At 56.7% G+C, this 20,890-nt stretch carries 24 protein-coding genes; 16 read left to right on the top strand and 8 right to left on the bottom strand.

The window, feature by feature from the left end; translation table 11 throughout:
* Positions 1-114 precede the first annotated feature (114 nt).
* Positions 115-648: an inorganic diphosphatase gene (gene ppa, locus ACQQ2Q_RS16320; protein ID WP_428188166.1), complete on the top strand. Its 534-nt coding sequence runs from the start codon at positions 115-117 to the stop codon at positions 646-648.
* Here the strand turns inward: ppa and ACQQ2Q_RS16325 are convergent.
* Both ACQQ2Q_RS16325 and ACQQ2Q_RS16330 read right to left on the bottom strand, forming a co-directional pair.
* Complete coding sequence (locus ACQQ2Q_RS16325) at positions 645-959, bottom strand: DUF167 domain-containing protein (RefSeq protein ID WP_428188167.1); 315 nt, start codon at positions 957-959, stop codon at positions 645-647. The genes ppa and ACQQ2Q_RS16325 overlap by 4 nt on opposite strands.
* Positions 956-1,246 (bottom strand): YggT family protein, encoded by a 291-nt coding sequence (locus ACQQ2Q_RS16330; protein ID WP_428188168.1) that lies wholly within the window; start codon positions 1,244-1,246, stop codon positions 956-958. Before ACQQ2Q_RS16330 ends, ACQQ2Q_RS16325 begins: the two co-directional genes overlap by 4 nt.
* A gap of 141 nt (positions 1,247-1,387) precedes the next feature.
* On the opposite strand from ACQQ2Q_RS16330, the gene ACQQ2Q_RS16335 reads away from it, so the two are divergent.
* The gene (locus ACQQ2Q_RS16335) at positions 1,388-2,635 is read left to right on the top strand and encodes an MFS transporter (protein ID WP_428188169.1); all 1,248 of its coding nucleotides are present in this window, start codon (positions 1,388-1,390) and stop codon (positions 2,633-2,635) included.
* A 16-nt stretch (positions 2,636-2,651) separates the two neighbouring features.
* Here the strand turns inward: ACQQ2Q_RS16335 and ACQQ2Q_RS16340 are convergent, their stop codons facing one another.
* The 5 genes from ACQQ2Q_RS16340 to hemC form a co-directional block, all read right to left on the bottom strand.
* Positions 2,652-3,125, bottom strand: a complete 474-nt coding sequence (locus tag ACQQ2Q_RS16340; protein ID WP_428188170.1) for a TerB family tellurite resistance protein — start codon at positions 3,123-3,125, stop codon at positions 2,652-2,654.
* Positions 3,126-3,143: 18 nt separating this feature from the next.
* The gene (locus tag ACQQ2Q_RS16345) at positions 3,144-4,778 is read right to left on the bottom strand and encodes a heme biosynthesis HemY N-terminal domain-containing protein (protein WP_428188316.1); all 1,635 of its coding nucleotides are present in this window, start codon (positions 4,776-4,778) and stop codon (positions 3,144-3,146) included.
* Positions 4,779-4,788: 10 nt separating this feature from the next.
* Positions 4,789-6,042, bottom strand: coding sequence for a COG4223 family protein (locus ACQQ2Q_RS16350; RefSeq protein ID WP_428188171.1), 1,254 nt, complete (start codon positions 6,040-6,042; stop codon positions 4,789-4,791).
* An 87-nt stretch (positions 6,043-6,129) separates the two neighbouring features.
* Positions 6,130-6,846, bottom strand: a complete 717-nt coding sequence (locus ACQQ2Q_RS16355) for a uroporphyrinogen-III synthase (protein WP_428188172.1) — start codon at positions 6,844-6,846, stop codon at positions 6,130-6,132.
* A gap of 5 nt (positions 6,847-6,851) precedes the next feature.
* Positions 6,852-7,781, bottom strand: a complete 930-nt coding sequence (gene hemC, locus ACQQ2Q_RS16360; RefSeq protein WP_428188173.1) for a hydroxymethylbilane synthase — start codon at positions 7,779-7,781, stop codon at positions 6,852-6,854.
* A gap of 73 nt (positions 7,782-7,854) precedes the next feature.
* Between hemC and tsaD the strand changes: the two genes are divergently transcribed.
* Genes tsaD through ACQQ2Q_RS16385 form a run of 5 tightly spaced genes read left to right on the top strand, consistent with a single transcriptional unit; the run spans position 7,855 to position 11,346 of the window.
* The gene (tsaD, locus tag ACQQ2Q_RS16365; RefSeq protein ID WP_428188174.1) at positions 7,855-8,952 is read left to right on the top strand and encodes a tRNA (adenosine(37)-N6)-threonylcarbamoyltransferase complex transferase subunit TsaD; all 1,098 of its coding nucleotides are present in this window, start codon (positions 7,855-7,857) and stop codon (positions 8,950-8,952) included.
* A complete protein-coding gene (locus ACQQ2Q_RS16370) occupies positions 8,949-9,938 on the top strand; it encodes an NAD(P)H-dependent glycerol-3-phosphate dehydrogenase (RefSeq protein ID WP_428188175.1) in 990 nt (329 codons plus the stop codon). Before tsaD ends, ACQQ2Q_RS16370 begins: the two co-directional genes overlap by 4 nt.
* Before the next feature lie 27 nt (positions 9,939-9,965).
* A complete protein-coding gene (locus ACQQ2Q_RS16375; protein WP_428188176.1) occupies positions 9,966-10,259 on the top strand; it encodes a YciI-like protein in 294 nt (97 codons plus the stop codon).
* 6 nt (positions 10,260-10,265) lie between these two features.
* The gene (locus ACQQ2Q_RS16380; RefSeq protein ID WP_428188177.1) at positions 10,266-10,694 is read left to right on the top strand and encodes an EVE domain-containing protein; all 429 of its coding nucleotides are present in this window, start codon (positions 10,266-10,268) and stop codon (positions 10,692-10,694) included.
* A 7-nt stretch (positions 10,695-10,701) separates the two neighbouring features.
* Positions 10,702-11,346, top strand: coding sequence for a class I SAM-dependent methyltransferase (locus ACQQ2Q_RS16385; RefSeq protein ID WP_428188178.1), 645 nt, complete (start codon positions 10,702-10,704; stop codon positions 11,344-11,346).
* 14 nt (positions 11,347-11,360) lie between these two features.
* On the opposite strand, the gene ACQQ2Q_RS16390 is transcribed toward ACQQ2Q_RS16385, so the two are convergent.
* Positions 11,361-11,780 carry a hypothetical protein gene (locus tag ACQQ2Q_RS16390; RefSeq protein WP_428188179.1) on the bottom strand — a complete coding sequence of 140 codons (420 nt, stop codon included), beginning with the start codon at positions 11,778-11,780 and terminating at the stop codon, positions 11,361-11,363.
* Between the two features lie 305 nt (positions 11,781-12,085).
* Between ACQQ2Q_RS16390 and sdhC the strand changes: the two genes are divergently transcribed.
* The 9 genes from sdhC (at position 12,086) to sucD (ending at position 20,734) form a co-directional block, all read left to right on the top strand.
* Positions 12,086-12,481: a succinate dehydrogenase, cytochrome b556 subunit gene (sdhC, locus tag ACQQ2Q_RS16395; RefSeq protein WP_428188180.1), complete on the top strand. Its 396-nt coding sequence runs from the start codon at positions 12,086-12,088 to the stop codon at positions 12,479-12,481.
* A 13-nt stretch (positions 12,482-12,494) separates the two neighbouring features.
* Positions 12,495-12,875 carry a succinate dehydrogenase, hydrophobic membrane anchor protein gene (gene sdhD, locus ACQQ2Q_RS16400; protein WP_428188181.1) on the top strand — a complete coding sequence of 127 codons (381 nt, stop codon included), beginning with the start codon at positions 12,495-12,497 and terminating at the stop codon, positions 12,873-12,875.
* A gap of 6 nt (positions 12,876-12,881) precedes the next feature.
* On the top strand, positions 12,882-14,723 hold the full coding sequence (sdhA, locus tag ACQQ2Q_RS16405) for a succinate dehydrogenase flavoprotein subunit (RefSeq protein ID WP_428188182.1): 1,842 nt from the start codon (positions 12,882-12,884) through the stop codon (positions 14,721-14,723).
* Between the two features lie 18 nt (positions 14,724-14,741).
* Positions 14,742-15,521: a succinate dehydrogenase iron-sulfur subunit gene (locus ACQQ2Q_RS16410; protein ID WP_428188183.1), complete on the top strand. Its 780-nt coding sequence runs from the start codon at positions 14,742-14,744 to the stop codon at positions 15,519-15,521.
* Between the two features lie 205 nt (positions 15,522-15,726).
* Positions 15,727-16,236 (top strand): protease inhibitor Inh/omp19 family protein, encoded by a 510-nt coding sequence (locus ACQQ2Q_RS16415; protein ID WP_428188184.1) that lies wholly within the window; start codon positions 15,727-15,729, stop codon positions 16,234-16,236.
* 44 nt (positions 16,237-16,280) lie between these two features.
* Positions 16,281-17,444: a cell division protein ZapE gene (gene zapE / locus ACQQ2Q_RS16420; RefSeq protein WP_428188185.1), complete on the top strand. Its 1,164-nt coding sequence runs from the start codon at positions 16,281-16,283 to the stop codon at positions 17,442-17,444.
* A 181-nt stretch (positions 17,445-17,625) separates the two neighbouring features.
* Positions 17,626-18,588, top strand: coding sequence for a malate dehydrogenase (gene mdh, locus ACQQ2Q_RS16425; protein WP_428188186.1), 963 nt, complete (start codon positions 17,626-17,628; stop codon positions 18,586-18,588).
* A gap of 31 nt (positions 18,589-18,619) precedes the next feature.
* A complete protein-coding gene (gene sucC, locus ACQQ2Q_RS16430; RefSeq protein WP_428188187.1) occupies positions 18,620-19,813 on the top strand; it encodes an ADP-forming succinate--CoA ligase subunit beta in 1,194 nt (397 codons plus the stop codon).
* 18 nt (positions 19,814-19,831) lie between these two features.
* Complete coding sequence (gene sucD / locus ACQQ2Q_RS16435) at positions 19,832-20,734, top strand: succinate--CoA ligase subunit alpha (RefSeq protein WP_428188188.1); 903 nt, start codon at positions 19,832-19,834, stop codon at positions 20,732-20,734.
* Positions 20,735-20,890: the final 156 nt, after the last annotated feature.

Raw genomic sequence — 20,890 nt, forward strand, 5'->3', positions numbered from 1 at the left:
TGATCTGGTAACCGCAAGTGTCGGCGCTTGATGCCTATGCGTAATGCTCTGTTGCATTGCAAAAGGAAACTCAGTATCGAAACCCGACACTTTCAGCCAGCCATGGGGAGTAACATGCGCATTGATGCTATATCGATCGGCGACAATCCGCCGGAAGACGTGAACGTCATCGTCGAGGTCCCGGTCGGTGGTCACCCGATCAAGTATGAAATGGACAAGGAAGCCGGCGCGCTTGTCGTTGACCGTTTCCTCTATACGCCGATGACCTATCCGGGCAATTACGGCTTCATTCCACATACATTGTCTGAAGATGGTGACCCGACTGACGTCCTGATTTGCAACACCCGTCCATTGATTCCCGGCTGTGTGATCAAGGTTCGTCCGATCGGTGTCATGATCATGGAAGACGATGGCGGCAAGGACGAGAAGATCCTTGCGGTTCCCGTTCCAAAGCTGACTCGCCGCTATGACAAGGTCGACAACTATACGGACCTGCCCGAGATCACGCTCAAGCAGATTGAGCACTTTTTCGAGCACTACAAGGATCTGGAGCCCGGAAAATGGGTGAAGATTTCCGGCTGGCAGGACGTCAATGTGGCCAAGAAGCTGATTGTCGAAGCCATTGAGCGTTACAAGAATGAAGGCTAACTGGCTGTAAGAGCCATTAGCTTTTCAAGCAAATCCTCCGGGTCGCCATCGATCCGGAGGATTTTTTGTCTGGCGGTTTCGCCAGAAATTACCGCAATGCTGGATTTGGGGACGGCAAGACGTTTGGCCAGAAGCACAATCAGTGCCTTGTTGGCCTTACCCTTCTCCGGCACGGCTGTTACCCGTGCCTTGAGATAGGCTTCGCCTGCCGCATTCACTTCTATATTTTCCAGACTGTCGCGGCTTCCATTCGGAGTGAGCCGCACAGCCAGACGAAGATGATCGTCAAATACCTGGAAGGGGGTGCTCACGCGACCATGGGAAACAGCGTGTTCCACATGAAGGAGCGCAGGAAGAAGATGATCAGAAGCAGGATGATGGGCGAAATGTCGATGCCCCCCAGATCCGGAAGAATGCGGCGGATCGGGCGAAGTGCCGGTTCGGTCACGTTGTAAAGAAAGCTTCCGATCGAGCTGACGAAACGGTTGCTGGAATTGATGACGTTGAACGCATAGAGCCATGAAAAGATGGCGCTGGCGATCAGCAGCCATGTGTAAAGGTTCAAAGCGAGGTCAATCGTCTGAAACAGCGCTAGCATATAGATCTCCATTTCTCAGTTGACAGACATGTAGACATTGGGACCTAAACGAGCAAGTGGCGGGCGCATGACGAACACAAATCATGTTTAACGCAGTGGACCAGAGATACTGCGGCTCAATGCCCGATAGAAAGTCGCCCAATGACTGCTTTAGATTCGACAGATCGATTTGCTGCATTCCGTCATAAATCCTATCTCTATTTCTTCATCTCCCGTTTCCTCGCGGCCTTCGCCACCCAGATCGTCAGCGTCTCGGTCGGCTGGCAAATGTATGACGAGACGGGCAGCGCTCTCTATCTGGGCCTGATCGGGCTTGTTCAGTTTCTCCCCTTGCTGCTTCTGATGCTGGTCACCGGGTCAGTTGCCGACCGCTATAATCGTCGGATGATCATGGCTGTCTGCCTGGTGCTGGAAGCCATTTGCGCCGGATTGATTCTCGCCATCACACTGTTGGGCCTGTTCTCACCGCTCCCGATCTTTCTGTTGCTTCTGGCGTTCGGTGTTGCCCGTGCCTTTTTCGGTCCGGCAAGCCAGTCGCTCGCACCAAATCTCGTCCCTCAGACGGATCTTGCCAATGCCGTCGCCTGGAATTCCTCGTCCTGGCAAACCGCAGCGATCGTTGGTCCAGTCGCGGGTGGTCTCCTTTATGGTGTCGGGGCAGGCCTGGCCTATGGTATTGCGCTGGCATTGTTTTGCGGCGCCGGGCTTCTGGTCATGTTGATCGACAAACCGCATCAGCGATCTGCTGCCAAGGCAACATCCTGGGCCACGGTGCTTGCCGGTTTTCATTTCATCAAGGGCGAGAAGATTGTGCTGGGTGCGATCTCGCTGGATTTGTTCGCAGTGCTCTTGGGTGGTGCGGTTGCGCTTATGCCTGTCTATGCGCGCGACATTCTCGCACTTGGTCCATGGGGGCTTGGATTATTGCGTGCAGCGCCGGGCGTCGGGGCTATTCTGGTGGCCATCGTGCTGGCGACCTACCCGATCCGACATCATGCCGGCATCATCCTCTTTGTCGGCGTGGCACTCTTCGGCGTGGGAACCGTCCTGTTCGGACTGTCTGAGAGTCCCTGGTTATCGGTGCTGGCGCTGCTGCTGGTGGGCGGTGCCGATATGTTGTCAGTCTATGTGCGCGAGACGTTGATCATGCTGTGGACGCCGGATGAGGTGCGTGGACGCGTGAATGCCGTCAATATGGTGTTTCTCGGCGCATCGAACGAGCTGGGTGAGTTTCGTGCGGGGACAATGGCCGCCATGATTGGTGCTGTGCCTGCCGTTGTGATCGGCGGGGTGGGTGCCATTGCCGTCAGTGCGCTATGGGCATGGAACTTTCCCAAGCTGCGGCAAATCGACAGTCTGGAGGCCCCCGTCATCGAACAGGATCGCTGAGTCGCGATGCTTGGCCTCAGCCCGCTTTTTCAGGAGGTTCGGCCCGTGATGCTGCGTCCAGACGCTCCATCACATGTTCGCGGTTGGAAACACCCAGAAGCTCCGAGATCCGCCAGACGACGTGATCCTCCAACTCGCTGCGGTCTCCGTCGGCATAAACGATGTCCCACAGAATGCCGATGAGGTGCTTCTTCTGCTCTTCGTCGAGTTTCCTGTTGAGATCAGATGTGAAGCGGAAATAGTCGATCGCCTCATTCTCGGCGCGCTGTCCGGCGTCCAAAAGCGCGTTGAGTTCCTGATTGCTTAGCGTGTAGTTTTCCGTCAGCAACTGTCTGAGCTTCGCTTTCTCAGAGTCCCTCACCACGCCATCGGCTTCCATGACTTGCAAGCAGAGTGCGGTTACGGCCACACGAGGATCTCCGTGGCCGAATGGCTGTTCGTCTTTTTCCGAGGTTAGAGTCTGGAAAAAGGCTTGAAGACGATCAAACATGCGCCTTTTACTCCAATGCTAGAACAAGCCCAGGCGTGTCTTGTTGTCTTCATGTTTGCGGTTCGGGTCGCGTACCCCAGGATCATCAGGTGGACGACCGAAGAACGGTTCTGGCGCTGCCTTTTCTTCGGTTGCGCCGTCCGCAGCGTCTGCGGAAACCTTGGCCTCGACAGGGGGAGGTGAACTAGCCTCATTCGTAGCGATCTCGGCTTTCTCTGTCGGTGCCGGGCCGGGCATCGGCACCTGATCCGCAAAAGTCTCGGCTTTTGTTTCCTCGGCTGGCTGATCTTTCAAAACCGGCGGCAGCGACTGCAATGCTTGCTCGCCGTGCGATGCAGCACCTTCTTCCAGTGGTCCAGCCAACTGGCCGAATGGTACTTTCCACTCGAACGCATCAAGTCGACCGTTGACCGGTGAAAGCGGTAGCCATTTGTCGGAAACATAACCGTCAGCAACCCATGTCGCATCCCGCGGAGCGCGAAGGGCATTGGCCATCCAGTGGCGAACGCGGCCCTGATCGCCGGTTTCCGCCTCTTCAATGTCGGCAAGCAACAGGAACACCCGCTCGCTCGGCTCCATTCGCGCAACGGCTTCGGCCTTTTCACGGGCTTTGGTAAAGTCGGTGGTATCCAAAGCCGCTTCCGCGACGATCATCAGCGATTCCGGATTGTTGGGCTTATAGCCCTGCAATTTTTCAGCACGCTTCAAGCGATCGGCTGCGCTGTCGCCGCTGCGAAGACGGACATAGGCTTTAGCCACGTCTGGATGGGGAGAGAGTTTCCAAACTTGCTCGAGAACGCTGCTTGCCTTGCGCAAATTGTCTTCACGCATATAGGCCTTGGCGGCAACGAGGGCGGCCGGAACGAGATCCTTGGCATGTTTGAGTGCGCGCACGGCGTTGTCGCGCGCAGCGATCGGGTCGCCCTCGAGTTGCTCTTCTGCCTTTGCGGTCAGCAAGACAGCCTTCAGGCGCTCCGCTTCCGACTTCTTCAAGACATTCGCGACCTTCTGCTGTTCCAGAAGGCGAATGGCATCGTCCCAACGACCGGACTGGCTTCGATATTCAAGCGTCGCCTTCGCGGCCCAGGGAAGATAGGGCGCGTTCTCGGCTGCGGTTTCGGCATATTGCCGTGCCGCCTCATGGGCCCCAAGTCGGGTTGCCTCGAGATAGAGCCCACGAAGTCCCAGTTCCCTGGTCTCGGGATCGTCAGCCATCTGCTGGAACATTCGTCGGGCATCATCCTGGCGGCCTTCGATCAAGGCCGTCTGCGCCTCCAGGACAAGGATCAACGGTTCCTGATCGGCGCGCAGAAGGCCACGGGCGCGAGAACTCATCTTGTGTGCCAGAGCTGCGTTGCCTGCGCCCGCTGCAATCAAGCCGGTCGAAAGCGACTGATAGCCGCGATCACGGGTGCGGGCGCGGAAATAGCGACGCACGGAATGCGGGGAATTCCAGATGGAGCGTAGCAGCCACCAGACGATCATGACGGAGACGACGATTGCCACGATCAGGGTGACGGCTGCGGTCAGGCTCATCTCAATCAGCTGGCCTTCCCACAAAATAGACAGTTCGCCCGGACGATCTGCAAGCCAGGCGAAGCCTGCGGCGAGGCCAAGGATAATGAGAACGAAGACAAGAAGTCTGATCATGATATTCGTTCCCTCAACCGTTTCCGCGCATAGCCGTCGAAAGGGCTTCGCTTACGATTGCCTCTACCTTCACGCGCGCCTGCAATGCATCGGCAAAATCGGCCGATGCTGTTTTCCCGGCTTCTGGCAGGTTTTGCCATTCAAGCTCGGCGCCCTTGAGGTCGCCATTGCGCAATTTGTCTTCCATGCGAGCGACAATGGCTTCTGGCGATTCGCCTTCGATATTGCCAACAGGGCGCACCTTGATGACGGAGAGAGCGCTTGCCATCAACCGCTCGCCCAGTCCGCCCGATGTATCCGGCTGATGAATGGCAGATAAAATCGCATCTGCGGTGGCGGGGAACTTTCGAACGAGCTCCGCTCGCGATTCGATGCCTGTCGCCGCATAAGGTTTCAGTTGTTCGATAGACGGATCATCCGGTGCGATGCCTGCCAGAGTGTCGAGCTCGGCAAGGAATGGACCTCCGCGCTCGATGGCTGACTTGAGCGCTGTAACCGAGATGGCCCGTGCCATCTCGACGTCGGTCCGGGGCTTGTCGATCTTTTGTTCAGCTTCCGTCAGGCGTTCGTCCAAACGGGTCTCTGCGCTGTTCAGGGACGTGGTTGTCTTCGACAGTTCCGATTTGAGCGCAGCAATCGTCTCGCTGGTCTGGCTGACTTGCTGCTCAAGCGATGCGACACGGTCATTGTCGACACCCGTCGTGCTATTTTGCTTTACGGACTGAAGCTCGGTTTCCAGTGCCGCGATCCGCGCATCGAGGGCGCTAGTATCGGCTGCCTGTGCTGGCGCACTTGAAATATCGGCAACCTTTTTCTCCAGCGACGAGAGCTGACTGGCCAGTGCGCTGTCTACGGCAGGCGTGCTCCTGTCAGGGCCAAGGGCTGGCAGCACGCCCCCATATTGCAGCGCGCCTGCGCCCGCGAGCGCAATCAGACCACCAATAATCCCTGCCGCCACCATTCCAGAAGTGGAAGGTGCCTTGTGTGCTGGTGTAGCGCGCGGTGCCTCATTATCCGAGGTTGCCGGTGAAACGTCCTCTTTGGGAGGTGCCTCTTCTACCGATGTCTCCGCTTCCGCAGCGTCTGGTTCGGGAGCCGGTTGAACAGGGTCTCCCTGTGGCGACGCCATCTCGGGTTCGTCAGCGGTCATGTCTTCAGGCTTCGTGCCCTCGTCATGGGTGACCTTTTCGCTACGTTCAGCTTCCAGATCAATGGTCACTGGTTCGTTTGTCGATTTGGTGCGACGGGGCGGTTTTCCCGGAGCCATGGCAACCTCTCATTCCTTGCAGTGCAATGAAGTTAGACAGTGATCGTGGCGAAGGAAAGGGCCTGGATCAATTTTGAGTCCAACGGACTATAATGTGCCGAGCAGACTGGACTCATCCGGCACGTCGCAAATAACGGTATTTGCAGCATATTGTTCCGGCAAGGCGTCTGCAACTTTCTGGCTCAAACAGTGAAAACGGGTGGTCTTCAGCAGTCCTAAATTGTCTTTCAACAAGGGCAGAGCGAGAAGCCGCCTGACACTTTCGATCGAATACAAAAGAATGACATCTGGTGGGGTATCGGACAGGAACTTTCTTTGAATGTCTTGAGAAGGTTCAACGGGGATCATCCTGTAGCAAATGCAGGTTTCGACCGGTGCGTGCAACTCGGTCATTCGCGCCTCAAATCCCTCGGAGCGTGGCTCTCCTGCCAGATAGAGGACTGGAGCGCCGGAATTTGCGCGTCGGGCATGTATGAAGTCTGCAAGCGCCCGTCCGTTTCCGCCCGACATCAGCACCGTCTGGAAACCGGCATTTCTGGCCGCTTCAGCTGTCGCCTCTCCAACGGCAAAGACGGTGGTCTGCTTCCATGATGTCTCTGGGCTGCGGATATCCGCAACGGTGCGCATGGCTTCCGCGCTGGTGGCCGCAATCGCTGATGGAGTTGCGGATAGTGCATACTGGGCAGCCTCCGCATCGCGCACGGCTTGTGCGAGCGGCATGACCAGGGGGGAATGGCCCATATCGCGCAAGCGCGCTGCTGTTTTCGAAGCCGCCGGTTCGGCGCGGGTCACCAGCACCCGCATATGCGTCAGCCCCAGGAAGCGAAGAAACCGCTTCCTGCCTTTTCCCTCACTTGGCGACCGGCTTCTTCACCGATTGTCTTTGCGTCGACGCATTTTCCATCCATTTCAATAGCGTGCGATTGGCTACCGTCGGGGGTAAGAACCATTCCGCGGAAGTGAATATTATCGCCATCACGCGATGCATAGCCTGCAATCGGTGTGCGGCAGGAACCGTCTAGAACGCCCAGAAAACCTCTCTCGCAGGTGACTGCGTCATAGGTCTCCTTGTCGTTGACTGTCTCCAGCAGCGAATTCACCCGGTCATCGCCGATACGACTTTCAATGGCGATGGCGCCTTGGGCCGGGGCGGGGAGGAAATCGGCTGTTTCCAGCAATTCGGTGACGACGCTCTCCTTGCCGAGACGCTTCAGGCCAGCAAAGGCGAGCAATGTCGCATCGACCTGGCCTTCTCGCAGTTTGCGGAGCCTGGTATCGACCAGACCGCGAAATGTGATGACATTGATGTCGGGGCGCAGTCGCCTGATCAGCGCCTGGCGGCGCAGTGAAGACGAGCCGACGGTTGCGCCATGAGGAAGGTCCATCAGCTTTGGCGCGCTGCCGCCAATGAACGCGTCGCGCGGATCTTCCCGCGGAAGGAATGCCGATAGATAAAGTCCCTCCGGCAGAATGGTTGGCATGTCTTTCGAGGAATGCACGGCGAAATCCAGGTCACCAGAGACCAATTGTTCCTCCAGTTCCTCGGTGAACAAGCCTTTGCCGCCTATCTCGGACAGGGAGCGGTCGGTGATGCGGTCTCCCTTCGTCGACAGGACAACAATTTCGAACATCTCTGCCGGCAGGCCATTTGCCGCCATCAGCCGGTCACGGGCTTCAAGGGCCTGCGCCAGTGCCAGCGGGCTTGCGCGCGTTCCGATCCGAAAAGGTTTTGTTTGCATCCGCTTGTATCCGTTGTTACCGACAGTCGTCGTAACCATCTTTGATTTTCATCGCAATCGGCCAGCACACAACATGACCGCCTTTTCCTGCATCCTTGGCATCGAAACAAGCTGTGACGAGACAGCTGCGTCCGTCGTGCTGCGTCGTGACGATGGACGTGGCGAGATCCTGTCGGATGTTGTTTTGAGCCAGCTTGACGAGCATTCCGCCTATGGCGGCGTGGTTCCGGAAATCGCTGCTCGGGCCCATGTGGAAGCGCTGGATACGCTCGTCGAAGAAGCGCTTTTGCGCTCGAATGTAACCTTGCGTGATATTGACGCAATCGCTGCGACCGCCGGGCCAGGTTTGATCGGCGGCCTGCTGGTGGGGCTGATGACCGGTAAGGCGATTGCGCGCGCAACCGGTAAACCGCTCTATGCCATCAACCATCTTGAAGGCCACGCTCTGACCGCGCGTCTCACTGATAAGCTGACCTTTCCGTATCTGATGCTCTTGGTATCGGGTGGGCACACGCAGCTGGTGCTTGTGCGCGGAGTGGGCGACTACGAGCGCTGGGGCACGACCATCGATGACGCGCTGGGCGAGGCATTTGACAAGACAGCGAAACTTCTTGGGCTGCCGTATCCGGGCGGACCCGAGGTGGAGCGCGCGGCCGCTGGTGGTGACCCCAAGCGCTTCAACTTTCCGCGACCGCTCGTCGGTGAGGCGCGGCTGGATTTTTCGTTCTCTGGCTTGAAGACAGCCGTTCGGCAAGCAGCGGAGGGACTGGCTCCCGTTTCCAGTCAGGATATCTTCGATATTTGCGCCTCTTTCCAGCGGGCAATCGGCCGGACGCTGGAAGACCGGATCGGTCGCGGGCTGCAAAGGTTCAAACATGAGTTTCCAGAGACGGAGGATCTTCCGGCACTGGTGGTTGCCGGAGGTGTCGCAGCCAACCAACATATTCGCGCTGTGCTTACAGCCTTGTGTGAAAAAAACGGCTTTCGCTTTGTGGCGCCGCCCCACCGGCTATGCACCGATAATGCTGTCATGATCGCCTGGGCAGGGCTGGAGCGCATGGCGCTCGACCTCCCGGTCGACGATCTTGATGTATCGCCGCGTTCGCGATGGCCGCTTGATAATCAAGCCAAGGCCTTGATCGGCTTTGGCAGGCGTGGAGCTAAGGCATGAGTGCGCGCGAACGGGTTGTTGTTGTTGGAGCCGGTGCCTTCGGAACGGCACTTGCCGCGGTCATGGCGCTGGAGGGCAAGGCAGACATTACCCTGCTCGGTCGTGATCCTGCCTTGATGAATGACCTTCGCAACGATGGACTGCACGATGCGGCCTTGCCTGGCATTCGCCTTCCCGACGGCTTGAAGTATGCGTTTGAGCCGGACGTCTTGCGCGATGCCGGTATCGTGCTCTTTGCCATGCCGTCGCAAGCACAGTTCGATGCAGCACAGAGCTTTGGGCCCTATCTCGCCGAAGAGGCGAGCGTGGTAACCTGCGCCAAGGGTATCGACCGGGCCACTTCGCGACTGCTGACCGATGTGCTGGAAGATGCCTTGCCGCAACATTCGATCGCCGTGTTGTCCGGTCCGGGGTTTGCCAATGATATTGCGCGGGGATTGCCGACGGCCATGGCCGTGGCAGCTGCCGATATCTCGGTCGCCGAGCGGCTTGCACACATCATTTCCGGGCGCACCTTTCGTCTCTACGCTTCCGATGATCGAACCGGCGTTCAGCTGGGTGGTGCCTTGAAGAATGTTCTGGCGATTGCTTGCGGCATTGTTGAAGGCATGGCTCTTGGCGATTCGGCCAGAGCCGCCCTAATTTCACGCGGCCTGGCAGAGATGTCCCGACTGGTTACGTCCATGGGTGGCAAGGCGGATACGGTTCGCGGCTTGTCCGGGCTGGGTGACCTTGTTTTGACGGCAACCAGCCACCAATCGCGCAACCTTCGCTTCGGCATTGCCATTGGGCGGGGTGAGCCGATGGATTTTTCGACCGGGGCGCTGGTGGAGGGTGCCTTTACGGCATCCGTTGCTGCTCGTCTTGCCGATGGAAATGGCGTTGATATGCCGATTACTGCTGCTGTGGCAGCCATCATCGATGGGCGTCTGGAGATAGGCGCTGCGATCGAACAGCTGATGACGCGACCCATTACCACCGAATGATCTGAATTCTGATAGGAGATAGTGCCAATGCTTTTCGCTGTGATTTGCGCCGATAAACCGGGCCATTTAGACCTGCGCATGGAGACACGACCGCCGCATGTGGAGTGGTTGAACGGGCTGAACTCCGAAGGTACGCTCAAGATTGCCGGTCCATTTCTGGACACCGACGGCAAGCCGAACGGCAGCCTCCTGATCCTCAAGGCCGACAATGCAGAGGATGCTGCAGCAATCGCCGCTCAGGACCCTTATGCCAAGGCAGGATTGTTCGCGAGCGTCGAGATCAAGCCCTATAACTGGGTCTTCAACAATCCGGAGGCTTGAACGGCAATGGCATATTGGTTGTTCAAGTCCGAGCCTTTCAAATTCTCATGGGAGATGCTGAAGGCCACGAAAGATAGCGGCGAGCAGTGGGATGGCGTGCGTAACTACCAGGCGCGCAACAACATGCGGGCCATGAAGATCGGCGACAAGGGTTTCTTTTATCATTCAAATGAAGGGCTGGAGGTTGTCGGTATCTGCGAGGTCTGCGCGCTCGCGCATCATGATACGACCACTGACGATCCGCGATGGGAATGCGTGGATATTCGCGCCGTGACGGAAATGCCAAAACCTGTGACGTTGAAGGATGTGAAGGCAAATCCTGCTCTGTCGGAAATGTCTCTGGTCACCTCCATGCGCTTGTCCGTTCAGCCGGTGACGGAAGAGGAGTATCTCGAAGTCTGCCGTATGGGTGGGCTCGACAATCCTCCGCGATGAGTGACCCGTGAAAACGGATCCAGAGCGTTTCATTCTTGAGAATACGTCGCTGATGGCGCCACCGCATGTGCCAGAAATCCGTCTTTGGCTTGCGAGCGAGGTTCATGACCTGTGGCTTAAAACCGAAGACGAGCTTGAGGCGCTGGGTTTGCCGCCGCCGTTCTGGGCGTTTGCCTGGGCAGGCGGGCAGGGACTTGCGCGCTATGTTCTGGATCAGCACGACATTGTTAGAGGAAAGCGTGTGCTCGATTTTGCCAGTGGTTCTGGTCTGGTTGCCATTGCTGCGGCAATGGCCGGTGCCGTGCATGTGGCAGCAGTCGATATCGATCCATGGGCAGCCGTTGCGATCACGTTAAACGCGGCACAGAACAATGTCGCCCTGGAATGCATGCAGGGGGACATTATCGGGACGATACCGGATGCGGACGTGATTCTCGCAGGCGACGTTTTCTATGATCGTGCCTTTGCGGATCTGCTCGGTCCGTGGTTCGAAGCAGCTGCGGCTGCCGGCATCACGATTCTTGTGGGAGACCCCGGTCGGGCTTACTGCCCTAAGGACCGTCTGGAATTCGTCGCGGCTTATGAAGTGCCTGTCACCCGTGTGCTCGAAGATAGCGAGATCAAGAAGACGACGGTGTGGCGCTTCGCTTGAGAGTACCCTTTGGGCTAGGGACGAATCACACAGACTCCCGCTTCGTAGGTGCAGGCCTCATTTCCCTGCTCCGAGACCACAATAATGCGGGCTTTCGGTGCTATCGTCGATTTAACGATCCTGGGCTCGCCGCGATCCACACCAAAATAGGTTCCATTGCCCGGCACCCGGTAGGCTGAGATCGATCCGGAATAGGTTCCGATCCCGGGCAGAACGGTAATCGATCCACCGCCGACAATGATACCGGGATTCGGGCGCGGTCCGGAATGCCAGCCACCACGGTCGTGATGTCCGTGCCGCTGATTGCGGCCATTGTGATCGCTATGACTGCGTTCAAAACGATAGCTATTGCCCGCATATGCAGTGCTTGCAGCCGAAGCCATCAGCAGACCTGCCAATATTGCCGTGAGCGATGTGGTGATACGCGATACCATGACCTCATCCTTGCGTTAAATTCTTGGTTAGCGAATTCTTAACGCAAAACTGCTCTAGTTTCCACTGTCGGTCATTTTCGCCAGATGCAATCTTTGCGGCGCTGGAGCTTGTGACTTACAATCCAGTCCTGGCCGGCAACGGCATTCATCCGAATCGATTAAATTGAAAAATGGGGTGCAATAGTGCTTGTGGTTCGGTAATTCGACTATTAAAGCATGCCCTATGATGCAATGCATCCTATCTATAAGCGTTGCATTGTCTGGGATTCCTTTCTCGGAATGCACTTGAACGCCGTGAGGTAGCGATGGCGAACGTGACGAACAAACGGCCTTTGTCGCCGCATCTTCAAATATACAAGCCGATACCAACGATGGTGATGTCCATCATGCACCGCATTACCGGCGGCGCATTGTATTTCGGCACAATTCTCGTGGCTTGGTGGCTGATTGCCGCATCAACCGGTGCAACCTATTTCGACTGGGTGAGCTGGTTCATGGGCACGATCATCGGCCGTTTGATCCTGTTCGGCTACACCTGGGCGTTGGTCCATCACATGATTGGCGGTCTTCGCCACTTCATGTGGGATCTGGGTTATGGCTTCGACAAGGGATTTTCCACCAAGCTCGCCAAGGCGATGCCCGTCGCCTCGATTGCACTCACCCTTGTTATCTGGGTGATCGCATATCTGGTTCGGTACTGAGGGGGTTAAGATCATGGATATGCGCACCCCTCTGGGTAGAGTTCGCGGTCTCGGTTCGGCCAAGGAAGGCACGGATCACTTCTGGCGTCAGCGTTTGACGGCCGTTGCCAATGTGCCGCTTCTGATTTTCTTCGTGATTTTCCTGATCTGTTACGCAGGCGCTCCATATGGCGAAGTCGTGACGGCGCTGGCAAACCCCTTTGTTGCCGTGGTCATGGCACTGGTCATCGTATCGGGCCTGATCCATATGAAGCTGGGCATGCAGGTCATCATCGAAGATTATGTGCATGCAGAGGGCCTGAAGATCGTTCTCCTCATGTTCAACACGTTCTTCGTGATTCTCGTTGGCGGGCTCTGTCTTTTCGCCATCTTGAAAATCGCATTCGTAGGATAATTCAATATGGCAGCGACATCCTCCACCGCACCGAACGGCAAGCCCTATACCTATGTCGACCATTCTTATGATGTGGTCGTCGTCGGTGCTGGCGGCGCCGGTTTGCGCGCGACGCTTGGAATGGCCGAGCAAGGCTTCAAGACAGCCTGTATTACCAAGGTCTTCCCAACCCGTTCTCACACCGTCGCAGCGCAGGGCGGCATTGCTGCTTCGCTGCAAAACATGACGCCGGACAGCTGGCAGTGGCATCTCTATGACACGGTCAAGGGTTCTGACTGGCTGGGCGATGTCGACGCCATGCAGTATCTCGCCATGGAGGCGCCTAAGGCCGTCTATGAGCTCGAGCATTACGGTGTGCCCTTCTCGCGAAACGAGGAAGGCAAAATCTATCAGCGTCCGTTCGGCGGTCACATGCAGAACTATGGTGAAGGCCCGCCGGTTCAACGCACGTGTGCAGCTGCCGACCGTACCGGACACGCGATCCTGCACACGCTTTATGGCCAGTCGCTGAAGCACAATGCGGAATTCTTCATTGAATATTTCGCGCTCGACCTGATCATGTCGGACGATGGTCGTTGCACCGGTGTCGTGGCCTGGAACCTCGATGATGGCACAATCCATCGCTTTTCTGCCAAGATGGTCGTTCTGGCGACGGGCGGCTATGGCCGTGCCTATTTTTCGGCAACGTCCGCTCACACCTGCACCGGTGACGGCGGCGGTATGATTGCGCGTGCCGGTCTTCCTCTGCAGGACATGGAATTCGTTCAGTTCCATCCCACCGGCATTTACGGCGCTGGTTGTTTGATCACGGAAGGCGCGCGCGGCGAAGGCGGTTATCTCGTTAACTCCGAAGGCGAGCGTTTCATGGAGCGTTATGCCCCGTCGGCCAAGGACCTGGCGTCTCGCGACGTTGTTTCGCGTTGCATGACCATGGAAATCCGTGAAGGTCGTGGCGTTGGCAAGAACAAGGACCACATCTTCCTGCATCTCGATCACCTTGATCCGGCTGTTTTGCACGAGCGTCTTCCCGGTATTTCCGAGAGCGCCAAGATCTTTGCCGGTGTCGACGTGACGCGCGAGCCGATCCCGGTTCTTCCGACTGTTCACTATAATATGGGCGGTATTCCGACCAATTACTGGGGCGAAGTGTTGAATGCCGATGCCGATAATCCGGAGCGCATTGCGCCTGGTCTGATGGCTGTTGGCGAAGCCGGTTGCGCCTCCGTACACGGGGCTAACCGTCTGGGTTCAAACTCACTGATCGACCTTGTGGTCTTTGGCCGTGCCGCTGCAATCCGTGCCGGCCAGATCATCGACAAGTCTGAGCCGGTGCCTGCGCTCAATATCGCAGCCTGTGACAAGATCATGGAACGCTTCGACACAATCCGCAATGCCAGCGGGTCGACCCCGACTGCGGTGCTGCGCGACAAGATGCAGCGCGCCATGCAGGAGGACGCAGCTGTGTTCCGCACACAGGAAGCGCTGGAATCAGGTTGCCGCCGTATTTCCGCGATCTGGAAGGAATTGCCAGACATCAAGGTCACCGACCGTTCGATGATCTGGAACTCCGATCTCGTGGAAACGCTTGAGCTTTACAATCTGATGGCCAATGCAATCACAACGGTTTACGGCGCCGAAGCGCGCAAGGAAAGCCGTGGATCGCATGCGCGTGAAGACTATACAGATGGTCCGTTTGGCGGGCGCGATGACGTGAATTGGCGCAAGCATACACTCGCATGGCTGAACGAAGCCGGTGACGTCAAGCTCGACTACCGCCCTGTTCATACCGAACTCCTCGCTGATGGCATCGATCCCAAAAAGATCGAGCCAAAAGCTCGCGTCTACTGATCTTGAGAGGAATAAACCATGGTTGAACTCACTCTCCCAAAGAATTCTCAGGTCAGCGAAGGCAAGGTCTGGCCAAAACCAGACAGTGCCAAGAACGTTCGGGAATACCGCGTCTATCGGTGGAGCCCTGATGATGGCGAAAATCCACGTATCGATACCTACTACATCGATATCGACGATTGTGGCCCGATGGTTCTGGATGGCCTGCTTTACATCAAGAACAATATCGATCCGACGCTGACGCTGCGCCGCTCCTGCCGTGAAGGTATCTGCGGCTCTTGCGCCATGAATATCGATGGCACCAACACGCTGGCCTGCACCAAGGGTATGGAAGAGATTGGCGGAACCGTTAAGGTCTATCCGCTGCCACATATGCCCGTGGTCAAGGATCTGGTTCCGGATCTCAGCCAATTTTACGCCCAGCATCGCTCGATCGAGCCTTGGCTGAAGACGGTTTCTCCACCTCCTGCAAAGGAATGGAAGCAGAGCCATGACGATCGTCAGAAGCTCGACGGTCTTTATGAGTGCATTCTTTGCGCGTGCTGCTCGACGTCCTGTCCGAGCTATTGGTGGAATGGTGACCGCTATCTGGGGCCAGCTGTTCTGTTGCAGGCCTATCGTTGGCTGATCGACAGTCGCGACGAATCGACCGGTGAGCGTCTGGATAATCTGGAAGATCCATTCAGGCTCTATCGCTGCCACACAATCATGAACTGTACGCAGGCTTGCCCCAAGGGTTTGAACCCGGCCAAGGCGATTGCCGAAATCAAAAAGATGATGGTCGAGCGGCGGGTTTAGTCGCCCGCGGTAAGGCTTAATCGAGAAAATAGGAGGAACTGGCAGGGTTGATACAAGTTTTGGAACTTCTCTGCCAGTTTCGAGTTGTAAAATCAGTAAGGGGTGTAATCCACATTCTTTGTTGTTTTGCATCGTTAATTGACGATAATTTCGCCGTGTTTGTTCGAAACAGTCCGGCTAGAAGCGGTAACCCGGGAGTGTGACGATGGAAATGAAATACGCAGCGGCAGGCCTTATGATCGGACTGTCGTTGGCCGGGTGTCAGCGTACATCTTACAGCGGCTACAACAATTCCGAGCAGGCTTTGCCTCCACTGCAGGCCCAGCCTGTTCCAACAGTTGAATCCGGGCAATTGCCGGATCCGACTATGGCTAACCCGACGCAATTCCCTCAGGCACCGGCTGATGCAGCGGGCGCCATTCCGGCGACTGCCCAGGATGTGACCAAGGAACAGATGGTTGGCAACTGGCGCGTGGCTAATGGTGCTGCCAATTGTGACATGTTCCTGACGCTCACAAATCTCGGATCTGGCTCGCGCGGCGGAACCCGTGGCTGCGTTGGGCCGCTCACGACCATGGGCTCATGGGAAGTTGCCGGCAAGCAAGTCGTGCTCAAGGATCGCAACGGCAATGTCATCGGACGCGTCTACAAGACCGCGGATGCACGCTTTGACGGTACCACCAACACCGGTCAGCCGATCAGCCTGAGCCGGTAATCACCCTCCAAGCAGCCTAGGTGACCGCGCCGGGGAGCTATTGCATGCAGCCAATGCCTGATTACGCGCTAAGCGTCAGCGAGCAGCTTACCTCGCAGACCAGCGTCGGCAATCTGCGCGCTGACCCGGAGCAAATGAGCGTCGCGAAACAGCTCGACCGCATTTTGGCACAGCTCAAAGAGGAGCGACCTGCCACGAAGGCGAGTGCGCTCGGCTGGATGTTTGCCAAGCGGCGACCGAAACAGGCATCGATACGTGGACTATATGTCCACGGGAGCGTCGGTCGCGGCAAGACCATGTTGATGGACCTTTTCTTCAAGCTCGCTCCGATCGAGAAAAAGAGGCGGGCGCATTTTCACGAATTCATGGCGGATGTGCATGCGCGGGTTCATGCTCATCGACAGAAGCTGAAGAACGGTGAGACGAAGCAGTCGGACCCTGTGCCGCCAGTCGCAGAAGCGCTGATGGCCGAGGCCCGTCTCTTATGTTTCGACGAATTTTCGGTAACGGACATCACAGATGCGATGATCCTGTCGCGCCTTTTTTCCGAGCTTTTCGACCGTGGATGCATTCTTGTTGCGACGTCTAATGTGGAGCCTCGCAATCTTTATCGCGATGGATTGAATCGCGGTCTTTTCCTGCCTTTCATCGACATCCTGGAAAAGTACGTGGATGTGGTCTCGCTCGACTCACCCACCGACTACCGGATGGAAAAAATCAGCCGTCTGCCCGTCTATATGGCGCCACTCAGCGAAGAGACCGAGCGGGGCATGGATGATGCCTGGGCTGAGCTTTCCAGTGGCAAGCACGTATCTTCTGACGAGATCCAGATGAAAGGACGCACCGTCCATGTCCCGCGTGCGGCTGGCGATGTTGCCCGGTTCAATTTCTCCGATCTCTGCGAAAAGCCGCTGGGCGCCAGTGATTTCCTGGCAGTTGCAGAGCGATATGATACCGTTTTCGTCGATAACATCCCCCATCTCGGCCCGGAACGACGGAACGAGACCAAACGGTTTATCACTTTGATCGATACGTTTTACGACAAAGGCGTGCGTCTCTATGCTTCTGCCGTCAGTGCACCTGAGGCTCTGTTGACAGAGAAGAAGGGCGTCGAAGGATTTGAGTTCGACCGCACAGTTTCGCGGCTGTTTGAGATGCGTAGTAAAGAATATTTGTCCAAACACACGGCGACGCAGTCAGAAATGTGAAAATTCTGTGAATGAAAATATTACGTTTACGTAAGAATTTATCGACTTAACCGATTGAAATTGCTCATCCGAAAATTATCGGTTGCCATTTTTTGCTATCAGGTCTATGCGATCTAACCCAATGGAGGACCTCTGTGTTGGGAGGGCCGCCTTGGTTTTGGATCTAAAAGGAAGCACTTCAATGGCGCGCAATAAGATCGCACTTATCGGCTCTGGAATGATCGGTGGTACGCTGGCCCATCTGGCTGGCCTCAAGGAACTTGGCGATATCGTTCTCTTCGACATCGCTGACGGCATTCCACAGGGTAAGGGCCTCGATATTGCCCAGTCCTCTCCCGTTGAAGGTTTTAACGCCAATCTTACCGGAGCAAGCGATTACGCAGCCATCGAAGGCGCGGATGTTTGCATCGTCACTGCCGGTGTGGCCCGCAAGCCCGGCATGAGCCGTGACGATCTGCTCGGTATCAACCTCAAGGTCATGGAGCAGGTTGGCGCCGGCATCAAGAAATACGCACCAAACGCATTCGTGATCTGCATCACCAATCCGCTTGATGCAATGGTCTGGGCTTTGCAGAAGTTTTCGGGCTTGCCTAAGAACAAGGTTGTCGGCATGGCCGGCGTTCTGGATTCTTCGCGTTTCCGCCTGTTTCTTTCCCAGGAATTCAACGTTTCCGTACAGGACGTCACGGCCTTTGTGCTTGGTGGCCACGGTGACACCATGGTGCCTCTCGCTCGCTATTCGACCGTTGGCGGCATTCCGCTCACAGACCTCGTCAAGATGGGCTGGGTCACCAAGGAGCGGCTTGAAGAGATCATTCAGCGTACCCGCGACGGCGGCGCTGAAATTGTCGGTCTGCTGAAGACAGGTTCTGCCTATTACGCGCCTGCTGCCTCTGCCATCGAGATGGCGGATGCCTACCTCAAGGACAAGAAGCGTGTTCTGCCTTGCGCAGCTTACCTCTCCGGTCAGTACGGCGTTAAGGACATGTATGTCGGCGTTCCGGTCGTGCTGGGTGCCGGTGGCGTCGAGCGGATCATCGAAGTCGAATTCAACAAGGCTGAAGAAGAAGCCTTCCAGAAGTCCGTTGGCGCTGTTGCCGGCCTTTGCGAGGCCTGCATCAACATTGCTCCGGCATTGAAGTAACCGCCTTACGGCCCAAGACAGGGACAAGACGATGAATATTCATGAATATCAGGCCAAGGCTCTGCTGAAGAGCTTTGGTGCACCGGTCGCGGAAGGTGTCGCGATCCACAAGGTCGAAGAGGCCGAAGCTGCAGCGAAAAAGCTTCCGGGCCCGCTCTATGTGGTCAAGAGCCAGATCCACGCTGGTGGCCGCGGCAAGGGCAAGTTCAAGGAACTTGGTCCCGATGCCAAAGGTGGCGTTCGTCTGGCGAAGTCGATCGAGGAAGTTGTTTCTCACGCCAAGGACATGCTCGGCAATACGCTTGTAACTGCGCAGACCGGCGATGCCGGCAAGCAGGTCAACCGTCTTTACATTGAAGACGGTGCAGACATTTCGCGCGAACTTTACTGCTCGCTGCTGGTCGATCGTTCTGTTGGTCGCGTTGCTTTCGTCGTATCGACGGAAGGTGGCATGGACATTGAGGCTGTTGCCCACGATACGCCTGAGAAGATCCACACGATTGCCATCGATCCGGAAACGGGTGTGACGGCTGACGATATCGCTGCGATCTCCCAGGCTCTCGAACTCGACGGCGCCGCTGCCGAGGACGCAAAGTCGCTCTTCCCAATCCTCTACAAGGCGTTCAGCGAGAAGGATATGGCTCTTCTCGAGATCAACCCGCTGATCGTTATGGAAAATGGCCATCTGCGTGTTCTCGATGCCAAGGTCTCTTTCGATGGCAACGCGATTTTCCGTCACGATGACGTCAAGGAATTGCGCGACGAGACCGAAGAAGACGCCAAGGAAATCGAGGCTTCCAAGTGGGATCTCGCTTACGTGGCTCTTGATGGCAATATTGGCTGCATGGTCAATGGTGCCGGTCTCGCCATGGCGACGATGGACATCATCAAGCTTTACGGCAAAGAACCTGCAAACTTCTGCGACGTTGGCGGTGGTGCCGGCAAGGAAAAGGTTGCAGCTGCATTCAAGATCATCACGGCTGACCCGAAGGTTGAAGGCATCCTCGTCAACATCTTCGGCGGCATCATGAAGTGCGACGTTATCGCTGAAGGGGTTGTGGCTGCCGTGCAGGAAGTTGGCCTGAAGGTTCCGCTGGTCGTTCGCCTTGAAGGTACGAATGTCGAACTTGGTAAGAAGATCCTGAACGAATCGGGTCTGGCGATCACTGCAGCAGACGACTTGGACGACGCGGCCAAGAAGATCGTCGCTGCGATCAACGCCTAATTTGAAGGACCGGAAATTATGTCCATTCTTGTAAATAAAGACACCAAGGTCCTGGTTCAGGGCCTGACCGGCAAGACCGGTACATTCCACACCGAGCAGGCGCTTGCCTATTACGGCACGCAGATGGTTGGCGGTATCCACCCGAAGAAGGGTGGCGAAACCTGGACCGGTTCGAAGGGCGAAAGCCTGCCGATCTTTGCATCGGTTGCTGAAGCCAAGGAAAAGACCGGTGCGGACGCATCCGTGATCTACGTTCCGCCGGCAGGTGCCGCAGACGCCATCATCGAAGCGATCGACGCTGAGATCCCGTTCATCACCTGCATCACCGAAGGTATTCCGGTCATGGACATGGTGCGGGTCAAGGCCAAGCTCGACAAGTCGAAGTCGCGCCTTCTCGGCCCGAACTGCCCGGGTATCCTGACGCCTGAAGAGTGCAAGATCGGCATCATGCCGGGCTCGATCTTCCGCAAGGGTTCGGTTGGTATCGTTTCCCGCTCGGGTACGCTGACTTACGAGGCCGTCTTCCAGACCACCAATGAAGGTCTTGGCCAGACGACTGCTGTCGGTATCGGCGGCGACCCGGTCAAGGGTACGGAATTCATCGACGTCCTGGAAATGTTCCTGGCAGACGAAGCGACCCAGTCGATCATCATGATCGGCGAAATCGGTGGTGCAGCCGAAGAGGAAGCAGCACAGTTCCTGATCGACGAAGCCAAGAAGGGCCGCAAGAAGCCAATGGCCGGCTTTATCGCTGGTCGTACCGCGCCCAAGGGCCGGACCATGGGGCACGCCGGCGCCGTTGTTTCTGGCGGCAAGGGTGACGCGGAATCGAAGATTGCTGCCATGGAAGCAGCCGGTATCAAGGTTTCGCCTTCGCCGGCACGTCTTGGCACCACACTGGTCGAAGTCCTCAAGGGCTGACCCTATATATGTAAACAGGAGCCGGGCAGGGAGCGTTAACCAACCCTTTGCCCGGATCCGGCACTTTAGCCACTCCTAAAAGCATTTCGCTTGAAGGAACTGTGCGGCAGGTCGGGCATCCGGCCATTTCTCAGGCAGGAGGCGGACGCAGGACGT

Origin of the sequence: Agrobacterium sp. ES01 (assembly GCF_050320885.1) — a bacterium.
In the GTDB taxonomy this organism is placed as follows: Bacteria; Pseudomonadota; Alphaproteobacteria; order Rhizobiales; family Rhizobiaceae; genus Allorhizobium.